The sequence below is a fragment of the Providencia sp. M-27 genome (assembly GCF_011077905.1).
In the GTDB taxonomy this organism is placed as follows: domain Bacteria; phylum Pseudomonadota; class Gammaproteobacteria; order Enterobacterales; family Enterobacteriaceae; genus Providencia; species Providencia huaxiensis.
On sequence record NZ_JAALBT010000022.1, the window covers coordinates 1 to 21,350 of the forward strand.

Consider the following 21,350-nt stretch of genomic DNA (forward strand, 5'->3'; position numbering starts at 1 on the left):
CAGGCCGCATGAATATAACGGTGGATTACCACCAAACGAATCAGAAAACCAATACCGGAAAAACTCTAAAACCGTGGCCAATTTTAGTTGACCACTACAATTCTGTATGAACTAGTAAAGCGTAGAGTGTCCTCCGAGGCTTTATCATCATTAAAAAAAGCTAAGTACAATAAAGATGACGCGAAAGACTATAGCATTCAGCTAGCGAATAATACGGCATCTAAGGCCTTGGCTGATATAGCTTACTATGCAACTAACCCTGATTATGAAGAAAGTAATATCTCAGTGGAAGATGCAGAATGTTGGATTTTAACATGTGACATTCAAACCGAATTATTGAAACAGTACGATAAGGGAGTCTGCTGCTTTTCTTCTACTCCAGACAGCTCTTTACTTTGGAGTCATTATGGTGATCAGCACAGAGGTCTTTGTATTGGCTATTCTTTAAAACGAAAGCCAATTCCCACTTTGCATAAAGTGGATTATAGCGATGATCGTTGTTTGCATACGAGTCTTATCGCAAGAGCCATACTTAATAACGAATTTTCAGCAAAAAAAGAACTCGACAATACCGTATTGCTAAGAAAAGCAACGCCATGGAAGTACGAGTCAGAATGGCGGCTCTTTGACCATGTGGGTTTAAATGATTCCCCCCTAGAAATGATTGATATCACTTTTGGTCTCCGTTGCCCTTCATCAATTATTCATACTGTCGTTAGCGCATTAAAAGATAGAATTTCAGAATTCAGTTTCTTCCAAATAACTCAAAAAAGAGGTAGTTATGCGTTGCAAAGGGAGAGCATAGATCTGGGCGAAATGGCTAGTTACTATCCAAGGGTTTCTCGGTCTGGAATAGAGATATTCGGGCCAAGTATTAAGGGGGGGATAGTTAATCACTTTGACTAGCAAACGGTCATTAGAAAAAGTAGACCAGTTACTGCCATATGCATCTAACCCATAATCTATGCCTAGATGATAATGGGGCATAACTGTTTTAGCTGGCAGTTTCGCTCTCTATCTCAATTCTGTGACTGAATCAGTTGTTGCACCCAACTATTAAGTGAATATTCATTCATGAGGAAGGGCTAGATGAAGACATCAGATTGAATGGATAACATAGCTACTTGCTCGACTAAATACAAAAATGAATGGCCTATCGTTCCGCTAGCATCTGAAGCGATGCGCTCTACTAACTCTGACAACACTCACAACATTCCAAGTCTCAAATTGACAATATTTATTACTCAAACTCGATATTAGGAAAATTCAAGCTTTAATATCCTCTGACAAGAGCTTTAAAAATCGCAACATAAAACATAGCCCAATAGGAGGATGTGTTGGTGATAAACCTAGGCGTTATGAAGGCAACTGAGTGATTCATGTATTTCTCTGATATATTGATTATTTTGTAAATTAATAATACAAACCAACAGTTTCATTTTGGTAATTTAAACCGACCATCTGAGTCATTACAGGCAGATAATTGATAGACTTTAGGTACTGTTTAGCTTTAAGTGAGTGATAATATGTATCTATTTCATCAGCCAAAACTATTATTTTATTCCCTGCTTCATACCCAATACCATATCCATAGGTTTTACTATCGGGGCGTTGATCCTCGCAATGGTTATGTATTACAGAATGGGGCTCTCCAGTCAAATTATTGATGATAATTGGTAGAGGGTTTTCGAGTAGTTCAAGCAGATTCGACGGTGACAGTTCATTAATGAATTTTTCATCATCTGCACTAATTTTATCAAATGCCGGTTTCGCGGAAACTCCGGAATGGGCTATCAATTCAGAGGCTATGTGCTGTAACAATGCTATGTTGTTCATCATTTTTTATAGGTCCTCCCATACTGTTTGAAATAATCATTGAGCTCTTTGTCTCGCTCATACGTAGCCGCATCTGCCGCTTGCCTGGCTTCATCAACCTGCTTTCTTTGTAGTTCTTCAGCCAGCTTCAGATAAGATTGAATATTCTCTTGGTTTGGTTCATTTGTTACGAGTTCAAACGCAGCTCTTTCACGTTCCTCCAATGAGCCGCACCCCATCAACGAAAACATGGCAATTGAAGCACAAAAGTAAAAACGAGCGGTTGAGAATTCCCGTTGTGTTTTTTTCTTCATCATTTTTCCAACTTAATTATCTGTTGCCCCCTAAACACGCCAAGGAGAGTTGTTTTGTGTTTGTCAGAACGCACCTGTCGGTCAGCATCAGCGGTGAACAATGGTAGGGGACTGACTTTAAAATCCTTATCCTGCACTATCAAAAACGGCACAGGCGCGTTTATGCAGCGTTTTTTTCCACTGGCAAAGGTTAGGTTGCAGATCGGCTGCGGCGTAACGCTACGCTTTATTCTGAGCCTATTAGCAGGGCACTCTTGGATTTTATACATTAAGTCCTGTAACTCAGCGTTGCCTTTTGCTATGTCTGCTATGAGCTGATAAAGCTTAACAGGGTCTGTTTTCTGCATGAGTCCTTTTAAGCCCCACGTATATGATGCATGAGTGATCACATCGTCAGAGTTAAATACAGGAATGTTCCGGTACAAATGCAGTGTCATTACGTTGCTCAGATGTTTACGCAAAATGGTGAAGCGCTCAGATTTTGGCAGTGCGACAATCGTGCTTCTGATATTGTTTTTTACGGTATTAATTTTGATTAGATGATCAGCAAGTTCCATAGCCTCAGTTGATAACTGTACATATCCGGCTGTTCGCCTCGCAAACTTTTGTGAGTACAGCGGAGAAATGTATAAGTCCTGCCAACATGAGATAACCGATGTATAGGCATCAGGACCCCAATTCACAACCGGCTCAATGCATTTACCGATATCATCACAACCATTTTCTACCGGTGGAATGACACAGGTAAGGGCTGAAATTACCTTTGTATCTCGAAAAAGAGAGTCAAGCTGGTGGAGGTACTTCAGCAATGAACCAATATAGCTATCAAGCATCACATGAAACTCCTGTTCATAGAAAGAAAGTATCATAACCAAATATGCCAACATACAAATAAGCGTTCAACAAATACAGGAGCGAAACTTAGACATCTGCGCCCCTGACTCGCGCTTTTTTCTCTCTTTTTCTCTTTTTTTCTCCCCCTTTTCTCTAGGCGCGGCTGTTCAAGGTGGAACGCCCATGTAACTACACCATCTTTTGTATGTTGGCATATTTCATGGCGACTTTTACAAAATGAAATATGACCGATCATGCTATTATTCTTGTTCTCTGGATTTCTTCAAAAATTTTTTAAAACTGCTATCACTGACCATCAAGCCGTAAGCAGGTAAAGCATCCATAATCGCATTCCAAGACATGCCTGATGATTTCATTTCAAATAAATCATCCTGAATATGGTTCAACATAGCATTTTTTTTATAATTCTGGTTTTGCAAACTGAACTGAGTAATTTTTTCTTGTAATCGTTTATTTTTATACATCATTACTATAATAAACCTATCTGCTTTTCGAGCTCGTCCAGTTCCTTATCGGTAGGCATAGAACTACCCACTTTTTCATTGTGAATAACATAGGATATGCGTAACACAGAAGCCTTGCGTCCTTTACGTGACTCAATCGCAATTGAAACATCCTTGATATTCGTTTGTTCACCCAAACTAACCGCCAGCCGCTTTAAAAACTGACCAAAATACTTATAGCTTTGATAGAGATATTCCTTATTGCCTTTCTTATCTATATTGAACAGCCACATTTCGTCCTTAAGTTCGTCAACTCCAATTGTGAAAGACGTTTTATATTCGGCAATAGTATTACGTTTAGAGTAACGTTTCATAATTAGCTGATATAGATTTGCCAAACTAGCATCCGATAATCTAGCTACATAAAAAAGGTTTTGTGTTGTGAATTTTTTTGATAATTCAAAGAAATAGGGAAATACCCTACGGTTAAAGAATATTTTGCAGTAGCCTTCGTCAAAGTAATATGTAGCGCTCGTTGTAATGTTGGTTTTTGAAGCTCGTTTAAAACCTTCCTCACTTAGATCTTCATATATGTGAGAGCTCAACAGAGTATCTACGGCGAGTGGAAGCGATTTATACGCAGTTGAAAGGTCCACGTCACAAATTTCAGCATACTCCTTAGCTTTAACCTCAAAGCATATTTCATCTTCATCAACAGATTCTCTAGGATCAGATATCTGAGCGAGAATAAGAAACAGCACTCTTTTCGCCGGTATAGGCAAGCTGGCGAGGGAAAGATTGAAATCATCAGAATGACGAACATTAGTATAAAGTGTTAAGTTACTGATTTGCTTCTTTTTCATCACAAAAGACTCAATTCCAACATGATAGGTATATATTCTAAAGGTTGTTTTGTCTAAAAGCAAAGTGACCTTTAAAGTAATACGTAGCTGGTAGAGTATTGAACACCAGACGAAAATAGCCTTAACGTTGTGATAATAAATACATAAAGTATGTTACCTCTCACATTAGCAATACTTCCATGACGGCTTATTGCCAAGTCAGTTAACGAAATTTCCATATGACAAACTGCATATGTCACGACCTTTCGTTAACATACTGATAAACAGTAAGTTAATGAAGTCCACCATACTACTCTATACTGCATCAACGACGACCTTTTACCTTAAACAGAAAAGTAACTTTTTTTATGATCATACTGCACCAATGACGACCTTTAGCATAACCGATTGATATATATGGATTATATATACATGCTTACACCATTCTATACTGCATTAGCGACGACCTTTAGCCACCAGCAGAAAAATACCTTTTTTTATGACCGTACTGCATCAACGGCGACCTTTAGTGTAACAATATGATATATAAGGATTTATTTTAAGCATTTACACCGTTATATACTGCACAAGTGGCGACCTTTAGCCTTTAATAGAAAAGTACCTTTTTTTATGACTATACTGCACCAACGGCGACCTTTTGTATAACATGTTGATATATATGAATTAAATTATGATAGAAGTATATATTTATACTGCATCAGCGGCGACCTTTAGCCACCAGCAGAAAAATACCTTTTTATTGATTAACTGCATCAACGGCGACCTTTTGCAGCAAATCAAAAATATACTTTTTCGGTAGTGGAATATTACAAAACATTTAAGAAAATCGTACTTATCCACAACAAAATTAGAAAATAAACTAATATTAATTAATAGGATATGATTTTTTTGATTAAATAACGAGCCTTGGTTAATAATTAACCGCATATACTTTACAAGTGACGACCTTTCACTGCATCAACGGCGACCTTTCACTGCATCAACGGCGACCTTTCACTGCATCAACGGCGACCTTTTACTGCATCAGCGACGACCTTTCACTGCATCAGCGACGACCTTTAATATCGTAACCAAATGATTATTATGAATATATCCCCATATCTAAGGTTTTAATGTTTTAAGATCTAAAAAGAAAAAAAAGATCTTAATATGCTAAGATGTGCTTCACTGTGGACAATTTTCTTATGCTTTCTAACGCACTCGCTTTGCTCGTTTGTTCAACAGCGACACCGACACGAAAACAAGTTTTCATGTCTCTCGCTGTTCAGAGCTAAAAATGTAAATTCATTTATGATTGAAAAAAAAAAGCCCAAACAAATGTTTAGGCTTCTCAGTTAATGAGTGTCGTTCAAATACAGACTTTTTAGCGTTACAACAGTACATGCATAACTTATTTTTAACGCTGCGGATAGCTGCTGTACGATGAACACAGCAAGTTCCAAACGTTGGTATTGATCTATACCGTGTTCTAGAGTCTGTCCTGCTTCAGAGATCAAGAAAATCATTCCTGACTTGCCATTATCAAAGACAGACAACCCTTTGTTTCTATGACCCCCATGATATCGGGCATCTAGATTATCAATATACTTCTTTGATAGAAGAACTAATGCAGTGAGTTGAGTCAATTCTTTTAAGGATAACTGAATAGTCATTTTCTGTTCCCATCTTGCAGTTCCATCCTTTTCAAGAGGTGCTATCTCGATGTTAAGGGTAGGAACGCCAGATCTGGAAACTACCTTTTGAAAGTTAAGACAGGAACGTTTCTTTTCGTGTTTCTGCCAATCGGCGAAGAACTTTAAAGTCTCACCATACACTTGTTCGGACATACACCACCCATCAATCTGGTAATGAACCTTTCAAATTCTGTGCTGCCTGACTTGGGGGCTCCTTCTCTATTTTTACTTTATCAGTCAGTAACGCCCGTTTTGCCTGACTCAAATTTACTTTATTGTGAGCATGAGTGCCGTCACTATCAACAGTTAGAAAGGAATCTAACATTACTTTGAAGGTATCAGCCTTTGTCCTGTCTGATAGAATTGAAGCCAGCAAAGAAGGCAATCTATCATCAATTTCCCCTAATGCGATCCCTGCCAGTAACGCTGTACGTACTGCTTCAGTTTGAACCGGCGATTCTTCAATCTTTTTAATTGCGAATTTATCAGCCTCGCTGAGTTCGGGACGAAGATACAAAATTATCTTTTTACGCTCTTGTTTCATAACGTTATCCTAATAATTTCAGACCCCGAACCAAAGCAAACTGAGGTTCTTCAGCCACGTAGAAACGTTCTGGTTGGATTGCTATTTTCTTTCTGATTGCATCAGCGGAAAGCGCAGCTCCACCACCAATAACCATGACATGTGTATAGCCCTTAAAGGTGCTGACCGCATCGAGCACACGGGTATTTAGTCGTTCAATACTGCTGTTCATGGCATCTTTCACCATCTGAATATCATCAACGCTGTTGATGTTATCTAACAGATAGTTTTCATCGTGCCGGTTAATAATGAGTTGATCTGCGTTATAGCTGGATGTTTCTGTTGAAGCGTTCACCAAAGCTCTTTTGACTTCGTTAGTCACCAATGATACGCCAAGCGTAGGATCACCAAAAATGCGTGATACAGACGTCATTTGACCAGAAACCATTGAGATATCAGTTGTGGTGCCTCCAATATCAATAATCAGTACAGAATGATTGGGTCTTAATTCATCACACAAAGATATACCCGCAGGAATTGACTCAGGACGAACGGTTACTTTTTTGATTTTGAAAGGTTCATTCCGGCTTACTTGAACTTCGCGCATTAAGTTATCTTTTTTGCGTTGGATGTTATCCATTCGATATTGCGCATCCTGATCGTAAAATTCTGCCAATGGTAGAGTGACAACGATTTCAACTTCTTGGGGAGGTAAACCGCTAATCTGAAGTGCATGTTGCACTGCAACTGCGTTTAGAGGGCTATACTGCCAAGCTACGTTGTTAGTTGGCAAATTGTCAGGATCAATAATATCGAATGAATACTTCTCGTTATCAACGGTATAGTTGAATGGTTTGCCAGTACCAAAAGCCGTACCCCAACCGCGTTTGAAGCTGTTAGGACTAATTTTAATTACTTCACCTTCCTGATCCTGTTCCCACAGCATTTTTATGTTAGTAGAACCATCATCTATATAAATACGCATTTGAAGCCTCTAATTGTTAATGTGATGCATCTGAGATTTATTTGATGCGATATTGAGTATGTTTGTAATTTTAACAGTGGAAACTGAGTGTCGCAAGAGGTTGATGTGAGATTAATTTGGGAAATATCAGGGTGTAAAAATCATAATGAAAATGAAAATATATCATTTAGATGTGGGTGTGATGCATAACTGAGGTTTATATGAGGCTTATTCTGTGTGGTATTACTGTGTGAGGATTAATTGAGGTATATCTGATATGTGTAGATATACCTCGATACCTTGACTGTGAATGTGTATCACAAAGGCGGCAATGCTGAGGGGAAAAGTTTTGCGATCAAATCATTAGTATTATTTATCAAACTTTCACTTTTAAATAATAGATGCATTGTGCCTTTTTTGTACCACTTAACGATGAAAAATTCAGTTTCAAAATTTTTATTATTAGTTCGCACATTATCAGATATATATAGCCCTACACTATTTTGAAATTCGTGAATTGGTTTTTTTTGTAAGATGCAAAATATTCTAACTAGATCGTTAACGGTGTCAGTCTTATTAAATCTAGTTGAATACTTACCAACTGAAACAGCATTATCCATTATTATTTTTTTGCCAAGATAGCGAGGATTATTACTCTTGTAATCCCATGAGACAGATTGCAACGCATCCATCAATCCATTCTTAAATGAATCAGCTTTGTTAGCGCTTAAACTTGTAAAAGTGCTTAATGCATTCTCAAAGTTGAATATAGGCGATTTCATATCGTAAAGGTCGTAATGTAACTTTTCTATTTGTTTATTGCTCATGATTGTTTTGATACCAGATTTATCAATAAACATTTTCCATATCTTTCTGTCTAACCAAAGTTCAAACCGTGTTCTGTTATCATCATCATTAGTATTTCTAGGGTATTGCAAATCAATTAAATCGTCCTCTATGCATTGGTGAGGAAAATGATTGTTGGTATTGGGGATTGTTTTTAATATTTCGATAGCCTCTGCTGCTTTAGAGAGTGATTCTTTATATAGGATAATAGCATGTTCTCGGATTGCAATTACTCTGTCTATCTCAATTGATTCGATGATATTAGTATTGGTATTAAGGTTCATTAATAAAATCCAATTTAATTTTTTATATGGCATACGTTAGGCGAGAAAAAATAGAAGTAGTACCATATCAAGCAAATAACAATAAAGATATATATTTGTCAAAGTGAAAACTTCATTATTTAATTAAAAATGAATAATTATGATTTAATTTAACTCTGTTAATTTGGTAATTAATTGTATAATGAATTGTTGTGTTTATATAAGTGGTGATATTGTATTTATTATTTTTACAAAAATATTGCTTTCAGCTTTGTACGAATATATTATTAATTCTCAAATATAATTAATTACCACAGCTAATAATAATTAAACGAGGATGAGTCATGAATACCTATAATGTATCGTATAAGGTTAATCTTAATAACAATAACTATGCTCTAGCTTCATTTGATGTACAAGCAAAGTCTGAAAAGGAAGCGCGTAGAATAATAAGAAAGTCGAATATAGGTGTTGAAGAATATACTGTTACTGAGAAAGGCTTTTTCTCGGTAACGTGGTGTGCTGAAGATATTCATGCAAGTATTGTTTCCGGTTGGGATAGTGAAACAGAATTAGATGAATTTAATAAAACTGATCTTGATGTTTTCTATTTTAATTTAAGTGATGATGATAAAAAGAATTTTTGTTTAGATGTATTGGAGGCACTTAAAAACAACCATGATTGTAATTACGGTATTAATTGGGATGTAATTAAAATATCAGCAGATTCAAGTATGGATATATGGAAAAGATTAATTAATTAAGATTCAATATTAAATTACAGAAAAATAGTCAGAGCTTATTGTGTCTGGCTATCTTCCCCAAAGGGAAAGCCTCTACTTATTCGTAAAATACTGCACAAAATGGCTGAAAAAAGTGAATGGATGCAAGTAGTGGCTTTTTAATATCATATATGCTTCGTCTAAGCGATTCTGAGCCACTTTAGCCTGTACGCCAATGTTATCCACGATGATGTGTGGAAGTCCTCTCAAAATCGCCCCTACGCTGTTTTTAAAGACAGGGAAAGGATCGCCTACGGCTCACAGTAAACAAAAAAAACATAAAAATCAGCGAGTAACACCGATAACCGTTTTTCTTGTGCCCTTTTTCAAATGTGTAATTCTCATTTTCAATGATTTAGTAATATTTTTGGTTTGCTTAATGTCAGCCCTGATAATTTTAAACTTATCCTCGTATTTTTGAATAAGTTGGCGTACTTCATCAGACCGAATTGAAAAATAGCGTATGTCAAAATCGCCATTACCTGTGGTTGGAGCATTACGCATAGAGCCAACTTTTTTAGTCGCCTTGTTCATCACAACCATTCCCCATCGAATCCGTACTGAGCCCCTGTCGTTATGAATTACTGGCAGGTATGGGGAGAATAGCTGTTTGTTATTTATTTCTTGCATAAACTGTTGGATCAGATTTACCGCATTATCAGCGCATACAGTTATTGCTTCCTCACAGTCAGCAAGGATTGCTTCCAGCTTTAGCAATAACGCATCTTCATATGATACTGACATGAATTTCAGCACTCCAGAAAAGGTTTAGAAAAAGTCATTTTAACATAAACTAATTATACCGTAACCACCCTATTGGTGACTTAATGTTTCGATTACATTAAGTCGTAACTACTGTTTTGGTGACTTAATATGTGAGATACATTAAGTCACCAAAACCCCCTTGGTGACTTAATGTTTTTTGAAAATGTGCCGATAACGATTTTGGTGCAGAAGAAAGAATTGTCTTTCGTAAGCCATAAAACACCTATTTTCGACTTAATGCGAATGTTATTAATTTCTTTGGATAATAAGTATCATGCCACTAATTATTTATATTATGTAATATGTTGAATATAAGTGAAATTTTACTCCCTCTCTGTTTACGCATACTGTAAATAAATGTATAATAAATTGAATTAGTCGTAGATAGTGTGTTTACGACTAATGTATGTCTTACTATAATTTATACTGATATATACGTATATGCTCAACATAAGTGAGGGGAGGATGAAACGCTTTCTTCTGTTTTTAAGCATTTTTAATGCTGCGATTTGCGAGGCTGCTGTTGTAGATTTAACTAATACCTCGTGGGAAAAGCACGCTAAACAATGTAACCTCGATCCGCTTTTACTCTATGCTATTGCTCTTAAAGAGAGCTCCCATAGAACAGGCGATAAATCCTTTGTTGCACCCCATCGCTATGCTTTAAATAACCCAATTATGGGCTCTTATTATCCGGTGAACCGAGATGATGCTGTCCGAAAAGTGCGGGAATATGTAAGCGTTTCAGCATTGACTGATATCGGTATTACACAAATTAATTGGCGTTGGAACGGTAGTAATTATGTTTCTGATCCTGCTGAGTTATTAGATGTAGATAAGAACATTGAGTTATCAGCGAAGGTCTTGTGTCGAGCGATTGAACTATCTCCAAATGATATAGCGCAAGCCATCGGTAATTATCACACACCAAATCCAGCGTTAAAGAACAAAGCTAAAGAATATGGTGAATCAGTTCTGCTCATATGGAAAAGATTGAAAGAAAATGAACAATAAAATAAATTGCTACAACACTGAAATGACTGATGTACTTTTCAGTTTATTAAGTAATTCTGAAAGAGTTGATAATAATCCATTTGTGATCGTCAATTCTGACAAAACCTGTTTTGTTGAAGATTTTTCCATTATGAGAGATTTTTTCAGTGGATTGAAAGTGCCTGCTTATATATTAAGCTACAAAGAGGATTCTCAGTCTTTATATACTAAGAAAGACCCAAATTTTAAAAAATCTCTGTTGGATGTTTCATTTTTGCGTTTAACAATGCTAATTGAATCAGCAATTATTAACAGCATGTCTGGCACAGATACTAATCATTTCTTTTGGTTTAATGATTGTCAGTCATACAATACAATTAATAAGTTTTCTTTTAAGGAAATACTGTTTTCTTTGTATTCAAAGCAAATAAATATCTCTCCAATTTACAGACCTTCGATTATATCAACTAGATTAGTCGATAGTGATGGTTATCATAAAAAATATGATGATGTATTATTCTATCTTAAATCTAGAGCGCGCTTATGTGGAAAGGTGTTTAAATGAAATTAACTATTGCGCCAGAAGGTTATCAATTAGCAATTGATATGATAAAACTTGGATTTAGAAAGAATGTAATATTGTCTGAGATTCCAGCAATATCTCCACGTATGTATGGATGTTTACGAAATGATTCAGGAATTGATAATGAGGATAATGATTTTACGTTAGGGCGACTAAGAAAAATTAGCACTATATTAGCTAATCAACATGATAAACGATCTGCAACTGATTTTTTACATGTATATTTAATGACTGCACAAGATCCAGAAAATAGATTGCAAATAGAAGAATTGGTTGGTGCTTATAAAGCATACCGCCATTTATTTAATGTTCATTGTGGTTTCTTTGATGATCCATTAAAGAAACACATAATTGATCCGAACTTGGCATGGCAAATTGCAACCAATTACCGAAATGGAATAATTGGTTTAACTGGCTGTTTTGAGTGTCGGCAGAAATATACCTATCTTACACACGAATCAGAGGATTCCTGCAATATGAAATGTCCTTATTGCTCTGAATCTAAAGAAAATGAATTCATTAATAATAAGGGTGAATAATGAAAAGTTGTAAAATGATTACAGGAATTCTATTTTCATTAGTGTTATCCGGCTGTGCTAATAATGAAAATAGTAATTGGATATATAATAATGAGGCTTCAAAACCAGTGGTTGAAAATGGAAGTGAAGCTCTCAAAATTGCTAAATCAATAGGGTTGAATAATCTAGATGATGATGCGGATAATTACACAATCTTTGCTGTGTTAATACCAAGTCAGAAAGGAAATTCATTAAAAAAAATTAAGGAACCTATTGTTGTAAGCGATACAAAAGGGATGGATCAGTTAAGAGAAATCATCTCACAAAGTAAGAATGCAGTAAATGTAGTGGATCTTACCCTTGCTGCAACAGTAAACCCTGTTTTTGGGCTCTTAGCTTTTGATACAAGCACTCCAGAAGAACGAGCGCCTATGATGGAAGGTCGTTTACTAGTAACCGAATGGGGATCTACACCGCTGAGTTTCAGTGACCAACTTTTGAAAACGAAGCGTATTAACTCTGTCTTTGATAAATACTTATCAAATGCAATTAAAGCTGAAGTGGCTGGAAATGTTTTAGTATGTAACGCTGCTAAATTTGTATCTGTTACTGAAAATAGAAATATTTCCGATCAGAATCTATATGTAAATGTGCATCAAGCACCATTCACTAATCTGAAGTATTCATATAATTATACGGATCATGAGTGTGTTCATTATTTACACGATACTGGTAGGTATGAGGAAGAATTCAAGAAAATTAGTGTTGAGTTAGGTCCTGAAACCGTACTGTTTTTGCCGAGCAATTTGAAAAGTGAGCCAAAAATAATACGGAATGGTCAGGTATATAAATTTAGATAAAAAAAATCCCGCTTATTAGAGCGTGTTTATCTTTGTAGTGCATATTTCAATCGACCCACATTGGGAGCCACATGATTGAAAATGCTAAAGCAACAACACTTTCATAATTTCGGGCTAATTTGTCATACCGAGTCGCCACTGCTGTAGATATACAAAAAAGTGTCACACTTTAACCGCTATAACTTATTGATATTGCTATAGCGGTTATTTTTTAAATCTCTAAAAGTATCACACTTTTACTTGCTACCTAATAAACTGATAAACGTTATTAAAACAAAAAAGTATCATACTTTATTGTTGATAATTTCAATCATCAGTTCTTTGAATCAAAAAAACTTCCTTTAAAAGCCTGCTAATAAATCCAATTATTATGCGCCAAAGGCATGCGGTTTAACAAATCACGGCGCTCTCGCCAATCGGGAAGTAGCTTGTCCATATACCCCTTGAAGCGTTCATTGTGATTACGCTCAAGCAAGTGCACCAATTCATGCACTAGGATGTACTCCAAACACTCCGGTGGCTTTTTAGCAAGTTCTAAATTCAGCCAAATACGCTTGGCCTGCGTGTTGCAACTGCCCCACTTGGTTTTCATCTTTTTGATTCCCCAATCTGCAGCTGTAACGCCGATCTTATCTTCCCAAACAGGCAATAACTCAGCGATTCGCGCTTTAAGCGCATCTCGATAATATGAGCTCAGTACCAGCGCCTTGTTCTCAAGCGTTGTTGCGGGATTGACATATAAATGCAATCGACCACGACCTAGCTTGATTTCATGCTTTCCGGAACGCTCAATAAGATTCAGACGGTAACGCCTGCCCCACAGGTAATGACATTCACCGCTAACCATTGCTCGATCAGATTGGCGAGGTTGTTTGGCAAAATCACTCTGCTGTTTCTTGATCCAAGGAATGCGGCTGATCACTGCCATACGGATTGCGGTTTCTGTCATAGATTCAGGAGCAGAAACACGCACACGCCCATCAGGTGGCAACACGCTGATATGAAGGTTTTTAATTGCCTTACGATTTAACTGCATCGCAATAGAACCAATTTCTACCTTAGGCATCAATGGTACTCTTTTTGCGATTTTGCCAATTCCATTACACCCTGAATATCCACCTCATACCCCGTCGTTTCTTCTCGCACCGCATTGGCAATTTCTCGCTCCTTAAAGCGATCTCCCACCCAATCCGCTTTTTTGGTATAACGAATGGCACTATCTATTTTGGTAGCCAGCAATTCATCTTGACCAAAATTATCGTAAAACGCGCGTTTTGGATTAGAGTCCATCGATGGCGGATAGTTAGCCGCTGTCTGCTCCGGACGTATAACCTTACGAGATAGCTCGCGGATTTTTTCCAGATACTCTTGATATTCAATCGCTTTTTGGCGACGAAGCTCAATCAGCTCATCCAATAACACCGACATTTGCTCGTAATACTTAGGGTTAACCGGGTTTTCATCAACGATGGTTTTACGCACGTTATTTTCGATGGTTTCGGCCATGGCTTCCTGATTCTTGCGAATACTCTCAGGCAAAGCCTCCACGGCATCAGCGCCTTTTTCGACAATGAGCTCAATAAGCCCCAGCTCTTCGAAATCCATCAGTACTTCGCTGTCATCCGCACGAATATACATATCTAACAAATGGCGCATCGCAGGCTCAAAGCGTTTCATTTCTACCAAATCGCCACTGGCCAGTTTTACTTCGTCACGGACTTTTTCAAAATGAGCCACTTCAGCTCTTATCAAGTCTACATCTTGCGCGCAATAGCCTGCATCAGGCATTTCATTGGCGATATTGGCGAACGCACGCAGCAGTTTGGCAACGTTCTGATAAAGCGTTAAACGCAGTGCTTCTTTCTCGGTGAGCTCGTCTTGGTTCAGACCTGACTTACCACAAAAATAATAAATGTAGTCTTCCGTATTGCGTGGCGCTTTTACCGGCTCACACAAGGCGCGCACCATTTCCAGCGCATTATCCAAATCGAGCTTAGCTTGCTCTAAACGATCTTTCAGCAGCCCTGCAACGTCTTCCTTGTCATAACCATCAAATGCGCCTTGAGTATAATCAGAAATCGCTTTATCCAACGAGCGGAACAGATCTTTGTAATCAATGATGTAACCGTATTCTTTATCATCGCCATCCAAGCGGTTCACGCGGCAAATGGCCTGAAACAGATTGTGATCAGCCATCTGTTTGTCGATATACAAATAGGTAGCCGAAGGGGCATCGAAGCCAGTCAGCAACTTATCGACCACGATGAGCAAGCGCATTTGTCCTGGCTCATCAATAAATTGCTTTTTAACTTCTTTTTCAAACTCTTCAACCCGGTTTGCAGCCTTGTCTTCCGGTTGCTCGAAGTAATCCGCAAGCATTTTGCGGTAAATATCGTATTTAAAGAGCTTTTCTGTTAAACCCTCACCGGTTTCTTCCCCTTTAATGCTTGCAGCAGTCGGCTGAAAACTGGTGACAATAGCCACCTTACCGGCTAAATCTGTTTGGCTGAACATTTCATAAGCTTTACAAGCTTGATAGACACTAGAGCAGACCAACATGGCATTGCCGTACCCGCCATCACCAATTGCATGGTGGTAAAGAAGTTACGGATAAAATCTTTCTTCTGATTGTCGAGGTTCTGGCGAATACCTTCGGAAACCGACACAGAAGAGCGTTTCAGCTCAATCACACCTAGCGCGATACCATTGACATACAGCACTATATCTGGACGTTTTTTGTTCTCGCCTTTGATAGAGACTTCTTCGGCAATGGCAAAATCGTTTGCTTCTGGGTTTTTCCAGTCAATCAGCCACACGGTTTCATTAAGATGGCCAGCACCTTCTTTATCTTTCACGCCATAACGCAGTAGGCGATAAACCTCTTTGTTGGCGTAATAGAGTTTTTTACCTTCACCCAGTGCTGCTGCCGTATCCAATTGGCGAATAGCACGATTGATCAACGCCTCGCTGACACCGCGTTTTTTTGGCCAATCAACGAGGATATCCACTTCAATATTTTTATTATTAGCGCGATCCTGCAAATCGCCTAAATAGCGATAGCCTAAGTCAGTTTGAAAAAACTGAACGATACGATTTTGGGTAGCGCGCTCACGCTGACCTACGTTACTCATCCTAACCTCTAATCAATTGAAGCTTGTTCCCCTTGCCAATCAAGCAACGATCAAGCAAATTTTATCCATTTAGATCAACGAGTTACTATCAAACCAGTTAGATTCAGCACCACCCAGTCAAGCAACGATCAAGCAAATTACGCCCAACAAGGCACATAACGCATAGCTTTCGTTCCAGCGTCTGGATCATAGGCTCTGATCAACCCTACTTTCACGGTGTCTTTTATCACTCGACTTACCTGAGCTTGATTCTTTTGTTCGATACCAAAGCGTTCACGTAGAGAAGCATTGTTCATATGCTCACGGTTCACATGTCTTAAACAGCAATGCAGATAGCACGCACGAATGCGATCCTCTTTGTCCATTTCAGCAAACTCTTTATGGCCAAAGAGCACTGAGCGTGTATGGTTTTGAGTCATCTCAAATATCGGCGCAGGCAGTTGATAGAACTCCGTTTGCGAAACGACCTTATCAATACCCGAGCCGCGCTCTTCGCAAATGTTTACTCGCCGCATAAAAGAAGCCAGCGCCTCGTTACGACTTTGTGGCGGTGAGTCTAAAAATCGCTCCGTCGCAACCAAAGGAGTCCCCGGGTTAACGATTTCCATTCGAGCCTCAAAGATTTCAATCAAGGGGCCAGTACCGGTTAAAGAAAAATCCTGATGGATAATGGCGTTAGCCACTAGCTCACGAATCGCTAATTCAGGGTACATTGGCACTTCTTTGCGAAACGCTTTTCCTATTTCCTCATTTGATGGCAATAACGTTTTTAAGTAATCAATCAGCCCCTCAAAGCCAACCGCATACCCTTTATTGCCTTCAATTTCCCGAACAGTTTCAATTCGGCTATTGCCTTTATACTGAATTAAACGGACAGCCTTGCGGCTTAGATGAGCAAAGTTTTGCAGCTTCTTTGCGAATAAGATCGCACCAAGATTTGTAATATTCCATTGCCCGCCTACGGCAGGCTGAATCAACTTATCGGCTTTTAACGCTTCCAAAATCCCACTGCGGTTGTCAGGCAAGGGTAACCCGGTTAAATCAAAATAGGCTGGGTACTCAAGCAGCTTCAACACTTCTTCGGATGAGATATTGCTTGCAGCTAATTGTTGCTCAAAAGGCGTTTTATCAAACGCTCGCCATAAGGCTCGCTCTTTTTCCGGAAACTCTTTGAGTTTTTTCTTATAAGAACCACTACGAATAAACTCAATACCGTCAAATTGAACAGGATTGTGCGTGGCTGGTTGTATTTCTAAAATCACCACGGCCAATTCTTCGAGTTCACCCATCAGAAACTCATAAAAGCGAAAGTGGATTTTTGGCTGCAACTTTTGCAATAACCAGTTTTCAATTTCTTGTTGTTTATGTTTTTGCTGCGATGGCTTAAACGTTGTGCCAACTACTTGATGGGAATCATCATCGACACCAAACACCATGTAAGCACTTTGTTTGCCAATCAATGCAGCCGAATTGGACAGCGCTGATATATATTCACCGATTTTTTCAACATCGGCATTGCGTTTAAACTCAACCCATTCTGTCTCGGTGGGCAATGAACAGAGTTCTTTTAATAACCCCTGCAACTGTTGCGATGTCATATCAACGGGCATGGCAATCTCCAAGTGCGCTAAGCTGTGCCATACAGAATGGAGCTAAGTTACTCATTAAGTTTCCTTAAATTCATAAAGTTAAATTCGGCCCTAAATACGCCACATATACCCGCTTATTTGCTGCATCAGCATAAAAATGCAGGCGGTAGGTGCATGATTTTTGATAGTAACTTCCAGCTATCATCTGTTAACATAAGTCTCGGCATTTGGGGGTGTTTTTTTGATTTTTGGCGAAACCATTATAACAGCCCCATTTGCTGTCTGCTTTTTATACCGAAAAGATCAACACGCTCTAATAAGCGGGATTTTTTTATCTATTCATCTTTAACACTTAACCTTGTTTTCGCTCTTTGTCTAACTTCATCTAAATCTGTACCTTCAACCCCTCTGGTAAATCGCTCGACAGAGTTTACTCGCTTTCCATCAGCATTGAGTGTACTTCCAGAACCCGTATATTTATCGAGGTCAAATTCTTTGAAATCAGGAAGCATGTCGGCTTCTTTAAGAGTTGCGGTCCATTCAGAAAAGTCTATTTTGGTGAAGTCTACTTTATCCATATCTGCTAATGTAATTCCTTCACAATTCGGATTTTTTGTATCACCGTATCCTATTGTTCCTCTAACGTGCTCAGTGATTATTCTGGCTACCTGAGAGTTATACGCACAGTAGCTACTTTTCTTTTCGATACATGCGCCAAGGACCTTCTTAGAACACCAACTGTCTACCTTTGTCCCTAACTTAGTTTCTTTTTTGATTGCCAGTTTGAATTCTTCATCGGTACAAGCCCATATAATATTCACCAATAGGTTTGCCATTTGGTATGCCAAGTATGCATATCCGACAACTGACATGGCTGTTGTGATCGTTGATGAAAGTTGCACTACTGAAGCACCTGAGCTAGCCCCTCCGTTTTCTGCTAATGATTGAGTTGCAGTTTTTCCGCCTTCAGTAGCTGCGGATTGGAAAATAGCGTTTGTAACAGCCTCACCGAAGGTGTTTGCAGTCCATTCGGCAACTTTGGTTGTTAGGTTGTTAAGCGCTGCTGTTGTCATCGAGACAACGCCTTTTTCAGCGACTCCTTGAGCTACTTCAGCACCGGCATTTCCAACAAAAGAGTTAAAAGCGGAAATAGCAGGTTTTGTAATAGCTTCCACCGCATCCATAGCTGCTGTGCTTGCCATATCAAATAAGCCTACACCACCATCAAACAACCCTGCTTCTATCGCTAAGGCATCTGCCGCTCTCATAGTCATCATTGAAAGCTGTACGTATTCTATCCAGCTCACACCGACCGGTTGATCACAACAATCTACCCATCCTCCCATTGCCGTTCGGCATGTCAGAGCTTCACCTTTGAAAATGACACATTGCTCTTTATTCAAAGAAGATTCACCGTTGTTTGCTTCTTCTGCATCAGCACAATTCGTATCTGCCAATGCAAAAGATGCCGCATTCAACATAGCAGCCGCTGTTGCAAAATCACCATTCTCTTGAGATGAAGGACGTAAACATGATCCATTTAGACATTGTACAGCGCCGTCACAAATTAGCTTTTCATGGACTGCGCCATTATTAAAGGTAACATCTTTTCCACAATCCCATGTTTCACTAGATTGCCAGCAACCAGCAATATCACCTTCTTTTCCTGTTAAACATTGAGATTTTATAAACGAACAACCTTGCTTCTCGTATTTCTTGCATGTGTTGTTTACCCCATGCTCTTTACCGCAATGCGTGATCACTTCTGCTCTCTTACAGAATGGTGATATTTTATCTAACGGAGGTGGTATGAAGTCCTCTTTACAGAGTTTGACACCATCTATGACAGCACAACCGTCTTTATCGGGGATTATTGTGTCATGACAAACAACAGTGTAATCCTGACAAAATCCTTCTTTAATGGCTTTTACAGCCTTGTTAAATTCACTTTGCTGTGGCGAGCTCCAGACATCATTAGTAAGTGCTTTTTTCTTATCAAATTGAATGCGTAATTGTGCAAAGCCTTCACCTGCACCGGTTACTGATACTCTGTTTTTAAAAAATACCTCATCATTCGGTTGGACTTTACTAAATTTTTCAGTCACATCAACATTTAACTGCTGATCCCAACTCGTTGAAAGTTCGCACCGACCAGGAGTTTCAGGTGGAAAAACATCTTTTCCGTGTGGTCCACCCCATACCTGTTCAAGATCAGTGCTTGTACCAGCATAGATTTGCATGTAATCATCCCATTTAGCACGGGTTATTTTTGCGCTAATAACAGCGGTTGGGTTAATAACATTCACAGACATATAATCTTCAAATATTCGGCAGTTACCTTTCCAATAGTCATCACCTACTTTTCCTAACCAGATATCAACACATGTCTCACCACAGGTTTTAATATTTGCAGGACCTGAATTATGAGATACCAAACCTGCTAAATATGGATGATTAACTATGTAACCACCTGTCACATCGACTGTTTTTGTGCATTCCTTATAATCAGGTATGTGCTTTTTATCTACATAATCCTCAAATACCTGTTTTGTTTCGCATTTTGAAATAGCATCGGAATATTTTTTTTCATTTGAGAGAAAATCGTTATGAACATTAAAAACATCATCATCTTTGTTAATGTCAATTGAGGAGTGACGGGATGCCCCTACTAAAGTTCGGTATGCCTCTCCCTTGGGGCTTTGTTCTGTTTTCAGTTTTTTTGATTCATGAAACCCAATTTCATTTGTTTTGCTATCATTGCCATAGACGTTTGATACATCATCTACCCCCATAGCAAAGCTGTCTTTATAATAAATATTGTTAAAATTGACAGATTCACCTTTACCAAATTGTGAAGTACCTTTCGAATCTACATTTAGGCTTGGTAATGTTTTATAAAAATTTAAAGCCTCTTTAGCTGTGTCATGACCAGCAGTAACTCCCTCCAGATTATTTTTATCTGTCTGATATTTACCTGTGTTTTCTGGAGGTTTTGTCGAAACTTCAGCAAATGAGTTAACGGGTGTTATCATCACTGAGAGATAGGCTATTAGTGATAAATGTGTCACCACCGAAGAAAAATTTCTTCTCCTAAAATTTTGAATCATTTTCTTTCCTCATGGTTTTCAGATCATCACATGATAAACACCTTACATTTTTGTTTTTCAGGATAAATACTTAGAAAAGGGTTCTATTTAGCATGTAATTTTTTATCAAATAAGGTATGATTTGATGGTATATAAATTAATCAGTTGAGGGGGGCGATATGTCTTTTAATCACGGTTTCATATACAGACGACCGCGTTATTATCACTTCACCCGTTCGTGTAAGTGTCATGCGGAGAGAATGCAAAAAACAGAACAACAAGCCGCAGAACAGCGTCAACATGATATTGATTTATATGGCTCTGCTTATGTTAGGAAGCGTGAAAACGGTTCTAGTTTCGGTAGTTTTTTAGAAGATTATGGATTAGGTATTGCTATCGTCGTTTTTCTGGTGTTTTTTTAATGCCAATTTGAGTAACGCTGATCATAAAGATAAGGCAAAAACACAATGTTTTTGCCTTTTTT

20 protein-coding genes and 2 pseudogenes are annotated in these 21,350 nt (G+C 38.3%); 7 read left to right on the top strand and 15 right to left on the bottom strand.

All coding sequences use genetic code 11. The features are described 5' to 3' along the window. Positions 1-126 precede the first annotated feature (126 nt). Entirely contained in the window at positions 127-906 is a 780-nt protein-coding gene (locus G6Q48_RS19805; RefSeq protein WP_207393058.1) for a DUF2971 domain-containing protein, read from the top strand. Between the two features lie 507 nt (positions 907-1,413). Here G6Q48_RS19805 and G6Q48_RS19810 read toward each other — a convergent pair. The 9 genes from G6Q48_RS19810 to G6Q48_RS19850 all read right to left on the bottom strand — a co-directional run bounded on the left by G6Q48_RS19810 (position 1,414) and on the right by G6Q48_RS19850 (position 8,580). Beyond that, positions 1,414-1,839, bottom strand: a complete 426-nt coding sequence (locus G6Q48_RS19810; protein WP_023159973.1) for a hypothetical protein — start codon at positions 1,837-1,839, stop codon at positions 1,414-1,416. Beyond that, entirely contained in the window at positions 1,836-2,132 is a 297-nt protein-coding gene (locus G6Q48_RS23035) for a hypothetical protein (RefSeq protein WP_166268115.1), read from the bottom strand. Before G6Q48_RS23035 ends, G6Q48_RS19810 begins: the two co-directional genes overlap by 4 nt. Further along, complete coding sequence (locus G6Q48_RS19820) at positions 2,129-2,962, bottom strand: DNA replication terminus site-binding protein (protein WP_166268117.1); 834 nt, start codon at positions 2,960-2,962, stop codon at positions 2,129-2,131. The genes G6Q48_RS23035 and G6Q48_RS19820 overlap by 4 nt, the downstream gene beginning before the upstream one ends. 261 nt (positions 2,963-3,223) lie before the next feature. Beyond that, positions 3,224-3,451 carry a hypothetical protein gene (locus tag G6Q48_RS19825; RefSeq protein ID WP_159287620.1) on the bottom strand — a complete coding sequence of 76 codons (228 nt, stop codon included), beginning with the start codon at positions 3,449-3,451 and terminating at the stop codon, positions 3,224-3,226. 2 nt (positions 3,452-3,453) lie between these two features. Next, positions 3,454-4,290 (bottom strand): replication initiation protein, encoded by an 837-nt coding sequence (locus G6Q48_RS19830; protein ID WP_099660681.1) that lies wholly within the window; start codon positions 4,288-4,290, stop codon positions 3,454-3,456. A gap of 1,334 nt (positions 4,291-5,624) precedes the next feature. Then, positions 5,625-6,116 carry a hypothetical protein gene (locus G6Q48_RS23040; RefSeq protein WP_023159976.1) on the bottom strand — a complete coding sequence of 164 codons (492 nt, stop codon included), beginning with the start codon at positions 6,114-6,116 and terminating at the stop codon, positions 5,625-5,627. Between the two features lie 10 nt (positions 6,117-6,126). Then, entirely contained in the window at positions 6,127-6,507 is a 381-nt protein-coding gene (locus G6Q48_RS19840) for a plasmid partitioning/stability family protein (RefSeq protein WP_072070758.1), read from the bottom strand. A gap of 4 nt (positions 6,508-6,511) precedes the next feature. Beyond that, entirely contained in the window at positions 6,512-7,471 is a 960-nt protein-coding gene (gene parM / locus G6Q48_RS19845; RefSeq protein WP_099660683.1) for a plasmid segregation protein ParM domain-containing protein, read from the bottom strand. A 296-nt stretch (positions 7,472-7,767) separates the two neighbouring features. Next, positions 7,768-8,580 carry a DUF4942 domain-containing protein gene (locus tag G6Q48_RS19850; RefSeq protein WP_147675460.1) on the bottom strand — a complete coding sequence of 271 codons (813 nt, stop codon included), beginning with the start codon at positions 8,578-8,580 and terminating at the stop codon, positions 7,768-7,770. A 323-nt stretch (positions 8,581-8,903) separates the two neighbouring features. On the opposite strand from G6Q48_RS19850, the gene G6Q48_RS19855 reads away from it, so the two are divergent. After that, positions 8,904-9,323: a hypothetical protein gene (locus G6Q48_RS19855; RefSeq protein ID WP_166268119.1), complete on the top strand. Its 420-nt coding sequence runs from the start codon at positions 8,904-8,906 to the stop codon at positions 9,321-9,323. A 303-nt stretch (positions 9,324-9,626) separates the two neighbouring features. Here G6Q48_RS19855 and G6Q48_RS19860 read toward each other — a convergent pair whose 3' ends face one another. Further along, positions 9,627-10,085, bottom strand: a complete 459-nt coding sequence (locus tag G6Q48_RS19860) for a hypothetical protein (protein WP_023159980.1) — start codon at positions 10,083-10,085, stop codon at positions 9,627-9,629. Between the two features lie 486 nt (positions 10,086-10,571). On the opposite strand from G6Q48_RS19860, the gene G6Q48_RS19865 reads away from it, so the two are divergent. The 4 genes from G6Q48_RS19865 to G6Q48_RS19880 are packed head-to-tail and all read left to right on the top strand — an operon-like array spanning position 10,572 to position 13,060. Next, a complete protein-coding gene (locus G6Q48_RS19865) occupies positions 10,572-11,120 on the top strand; it encodes a transglycosylase SLT domain-containing protein (protein WP_166268121.1) in 549 nt (182 codons plus the stop codon). Continuing rightward, a complete protein-coding gene (locus G6Q48_RS19870; RefSeq protein WP_072070760.1) occupies positions 11,110-11,664 on the top strand; it encodes a hypothetical protein in 555 nt (184 codons plus the stop codon). The genes G6Q48_RS19865 and G6Q48_RS19870 overlap by 11 nt, the downstream gene beginning before the upstream one ends. Further along, entirely contained in the window at positions 11,661-12,221 is a 561-nt protein-coding gene (locus G6Q48_RS19875) for a FlhC family transcriptional regulator (RefSeq protein ID WP_125894528.1), read from the top strand. The genes G6Q48_RS19870 and G6Q48_RS19875 overlap by 4 nt, the downstream gene beginning before the upstream one ends. After that, positions 12,221-13,060, top strand: a complete 840-nt coding sequence (locus G6Q48_RS19880; protein WP_166268123.1) for a hypothetical protein — start codon at positions 12,221-12,223, stop codon at positions 13,058-13,060. The genes G6Q48_RS19875 and G6Q48_RS19880 overlap by 1 nt, the downstream gene beginning before the upstream one ends. Positions 13,061-13,106: 46 nt before the next feature. On the opposite strand, the pseudogene G6Q48_RS23045 reads toward G6Q48_RS19880, so the two are convergent. The 5 genes and pseudogenes from G6Q48_RS23045 to traN form a co-directional block, all read right to left on the bottom strand. Further along, a pseudogene (locus G6Q48_RS23045) lies at positions 13,107-13,202 on the bottom strand (IS5/IS1182 family transposase); the annotation flags it as partial. A gap of 210 nt (positions 13,203-13,412) precedes the next feature. Continuing rightward, positions 13,413-14,126: a M48 family metallopeptidase gene (locus G6Q48_RS19890; protein WP_166268125.1), complete on the bottom strand. Its 714-nt coding sequence runs from the start codon at positions 14,124-14,126 to the stop codon at positions 13,413-13,415. After that, positions 14,126-16,191: pseudogene (locus tag G6Q48_RS19895) on the bottom strand (type I restriction endonuclease). The gene G6Q48_RS19890 and the pseudogene G6Q48_RS19895 overlap by 1 nt, the downstream one beginning before the upstream one ends. Before the next feature lie 137 nt (positions 16,192-16,328). After that, positions 16,329-17,801 (bottom strand): ATP-binding protein, encoded by a 1,473-nt coding sequence (locus tag G6Q48_RS19900; RefSeq protein ID WP_166268127.1) that lies wholly within the window; start codon positions 17,799-17,801, stop codon positions 16,329-16,331. A 314-nt stretch (positions 17,802-18,115) separates the two neighbouring features. Then, positions 18,116-20,887 carry a conjugal transfer mating pair stabilization protein TraN gene (gene traN / locus G6Q48_RS19905; RefSeq protein ID WP_166268129.1) on the bottom strand — a complete coding sequence of 924 codons (2,772 nt, stop codon included), beginning with the start codon at positions 20,885-20,887 and terminating at the stop codon, positions 18,116-18,118. A 239-nt stretch (positions 20,888-21,126) separates the two neighbouring features. On the opposite strand from traN, the gene G6Q48_RS19910 reads away from it, so the two are divergent. Further along, positions 21,127-21,288, top strand: coding sequence for a hypothetical protein (locus G6Q48_RS19910; protein WP_166268131.1), 162 nt, complete (start codon positions 21,127-21,129; stop codon positions 21,286-21,288). Positions 21,289-21,350: the final 62 nt, after the last annotated feature.

Excerpts from the sequence above, each read along its gene's own strand:
- G6Q48_RS19810 (WP_023159973.1), bottom strand. The coding sequence starts at position 1,839 with ATGATGAACAACATAGCATTGTTACAGCACATAGCCTCTGAATTGATA.
- G6Q48_RS23035 (WP_166268115.1), bottom strand. The coding sequence starts at position 2,132 with ATGATGAAGAAAAAAACACAACGGGAATTCTCAACCGCTCGTTTTTAC.
- G6Q48_RS19820 (WP_166268117.1), bottom strand. The coding sequence starts at position 2,962 with ATGCTTGATAGCTATATTGGTTCATTGCTGAAGTACCTCCACCAGCTT.
- G6Q48_RS19825 (WP_159287620.1), bottom strand. The coding sequence starts at position 3,451 with ATGATGTATAAAAATAAACGATTACAAGAAAAAATTACTCAGTTCAGT.
- G6Q48_RS19830 (WP_099660681.1), bottom strand. The coding sequence starts at position 4,290 with ATGAAAAAGAAGCAAATCAGTAACTTAACACTTTATACTAATGTTCGT.
- G6Q48_RS23040 (WP_023159976.1), bottom strand. The coding sequence starts at position 6,116 with ATGTCCGAACAAGTGTATGGTGAGACTTTAAAGTTCTTCGCCGATTGG.
- G6Q48_RS19840 (WP_072070758.1), bottom strand. The coding sequence starts at position 6,507 with ATGAAACAAGAGCGTAAAAAGATAATTTTGTATCTTCGTCCCGAACTC.
- parM (WP_099660683.1), bottom strand. The coding sequence starts at position 7,471 with ATGCGTATTTATATAGATGATGGTTCTACTAACATAAAAATGCTGTGG.
- G6Q48_RS19850 (WP_147675460.1), bottom strand. The coding sequence starts at position 8,580 with ATGAACCTTAATACCAATACTAATATCATCGAATCAATTGAGATAGAC.
- G6Q48_RS19855 (WP_166268119.1), top strand. The coding sequence starts at position 8,904 with ATGAATACCTATAATGTATCGTATAAGGTTAATCTTAATAACAATAAC.
- G6Q48_RS19860 (WP_023159980.1), bottom strand. The coding sequence starts at position 10,085 with ATGTCAGTATCATATGAAGATGCGTTATTGCTAAAGCTGGAAGCAATC.
- G6Q48_RS19865 (WP_166268121.1), top strand. The coding sequence starts at position 10,572 with ATGAAACGCTTTCTTCTGTTTTTAAGCATTTTTAATGCTGCGATTTGC.
- G6Q48_RS19870 (WP_072070760.1), top strand. The coding sequence starts at position 11,110 with ATGAACAATAAAATAAATTGCTACAACACTGAAATGACTGATGTACTT.
- G6Q48_RS19875 (WP_125894528.1), top strand. The coding sequence starts at position 11,661 with ATGAAATTAACTATTGCGCCAGAAGGTTATCAATTAGCAATTGATATG.
- G6Q48_RS19880 (WP_166268123.1), top strand. The coding sequence starts at position 12,221 with ATGAAAAGTTGTAAAATGATTACAGGAATTCTATTTTCATTAGTGTTA.
- G6Q48_RS19890 (WP_166268125.1), bottom strand. The coding sequence starts at position 14,126 with ATGCCTAAGGTAGAAATTGGTTCTATTGCGATGCAGTTAAATCGTAAG.
- G6Q48_RS19900 (WP_166268127.1), bottom strand. The coding sequence starts at position 17,801 with ATGCCCGTTGATATGACATCGCAACAGTTGCAGGGGTTATTAAAAGAA.
- traN (WP_166268129.1), bottom strand. The coding sequence starts at position 20,887 with ATGATTCAAAATTTTAGGAGAAGAAATTTTTCTTCGGTGGTGACACAT.
- G6Q48_RS19910 (WP_166268131.1), top strand. The coding sequence starts at position 21,127 with ATGCAAAAAACAGAACAACAAGCCGCAGAACAGCGTCAACATGATATT.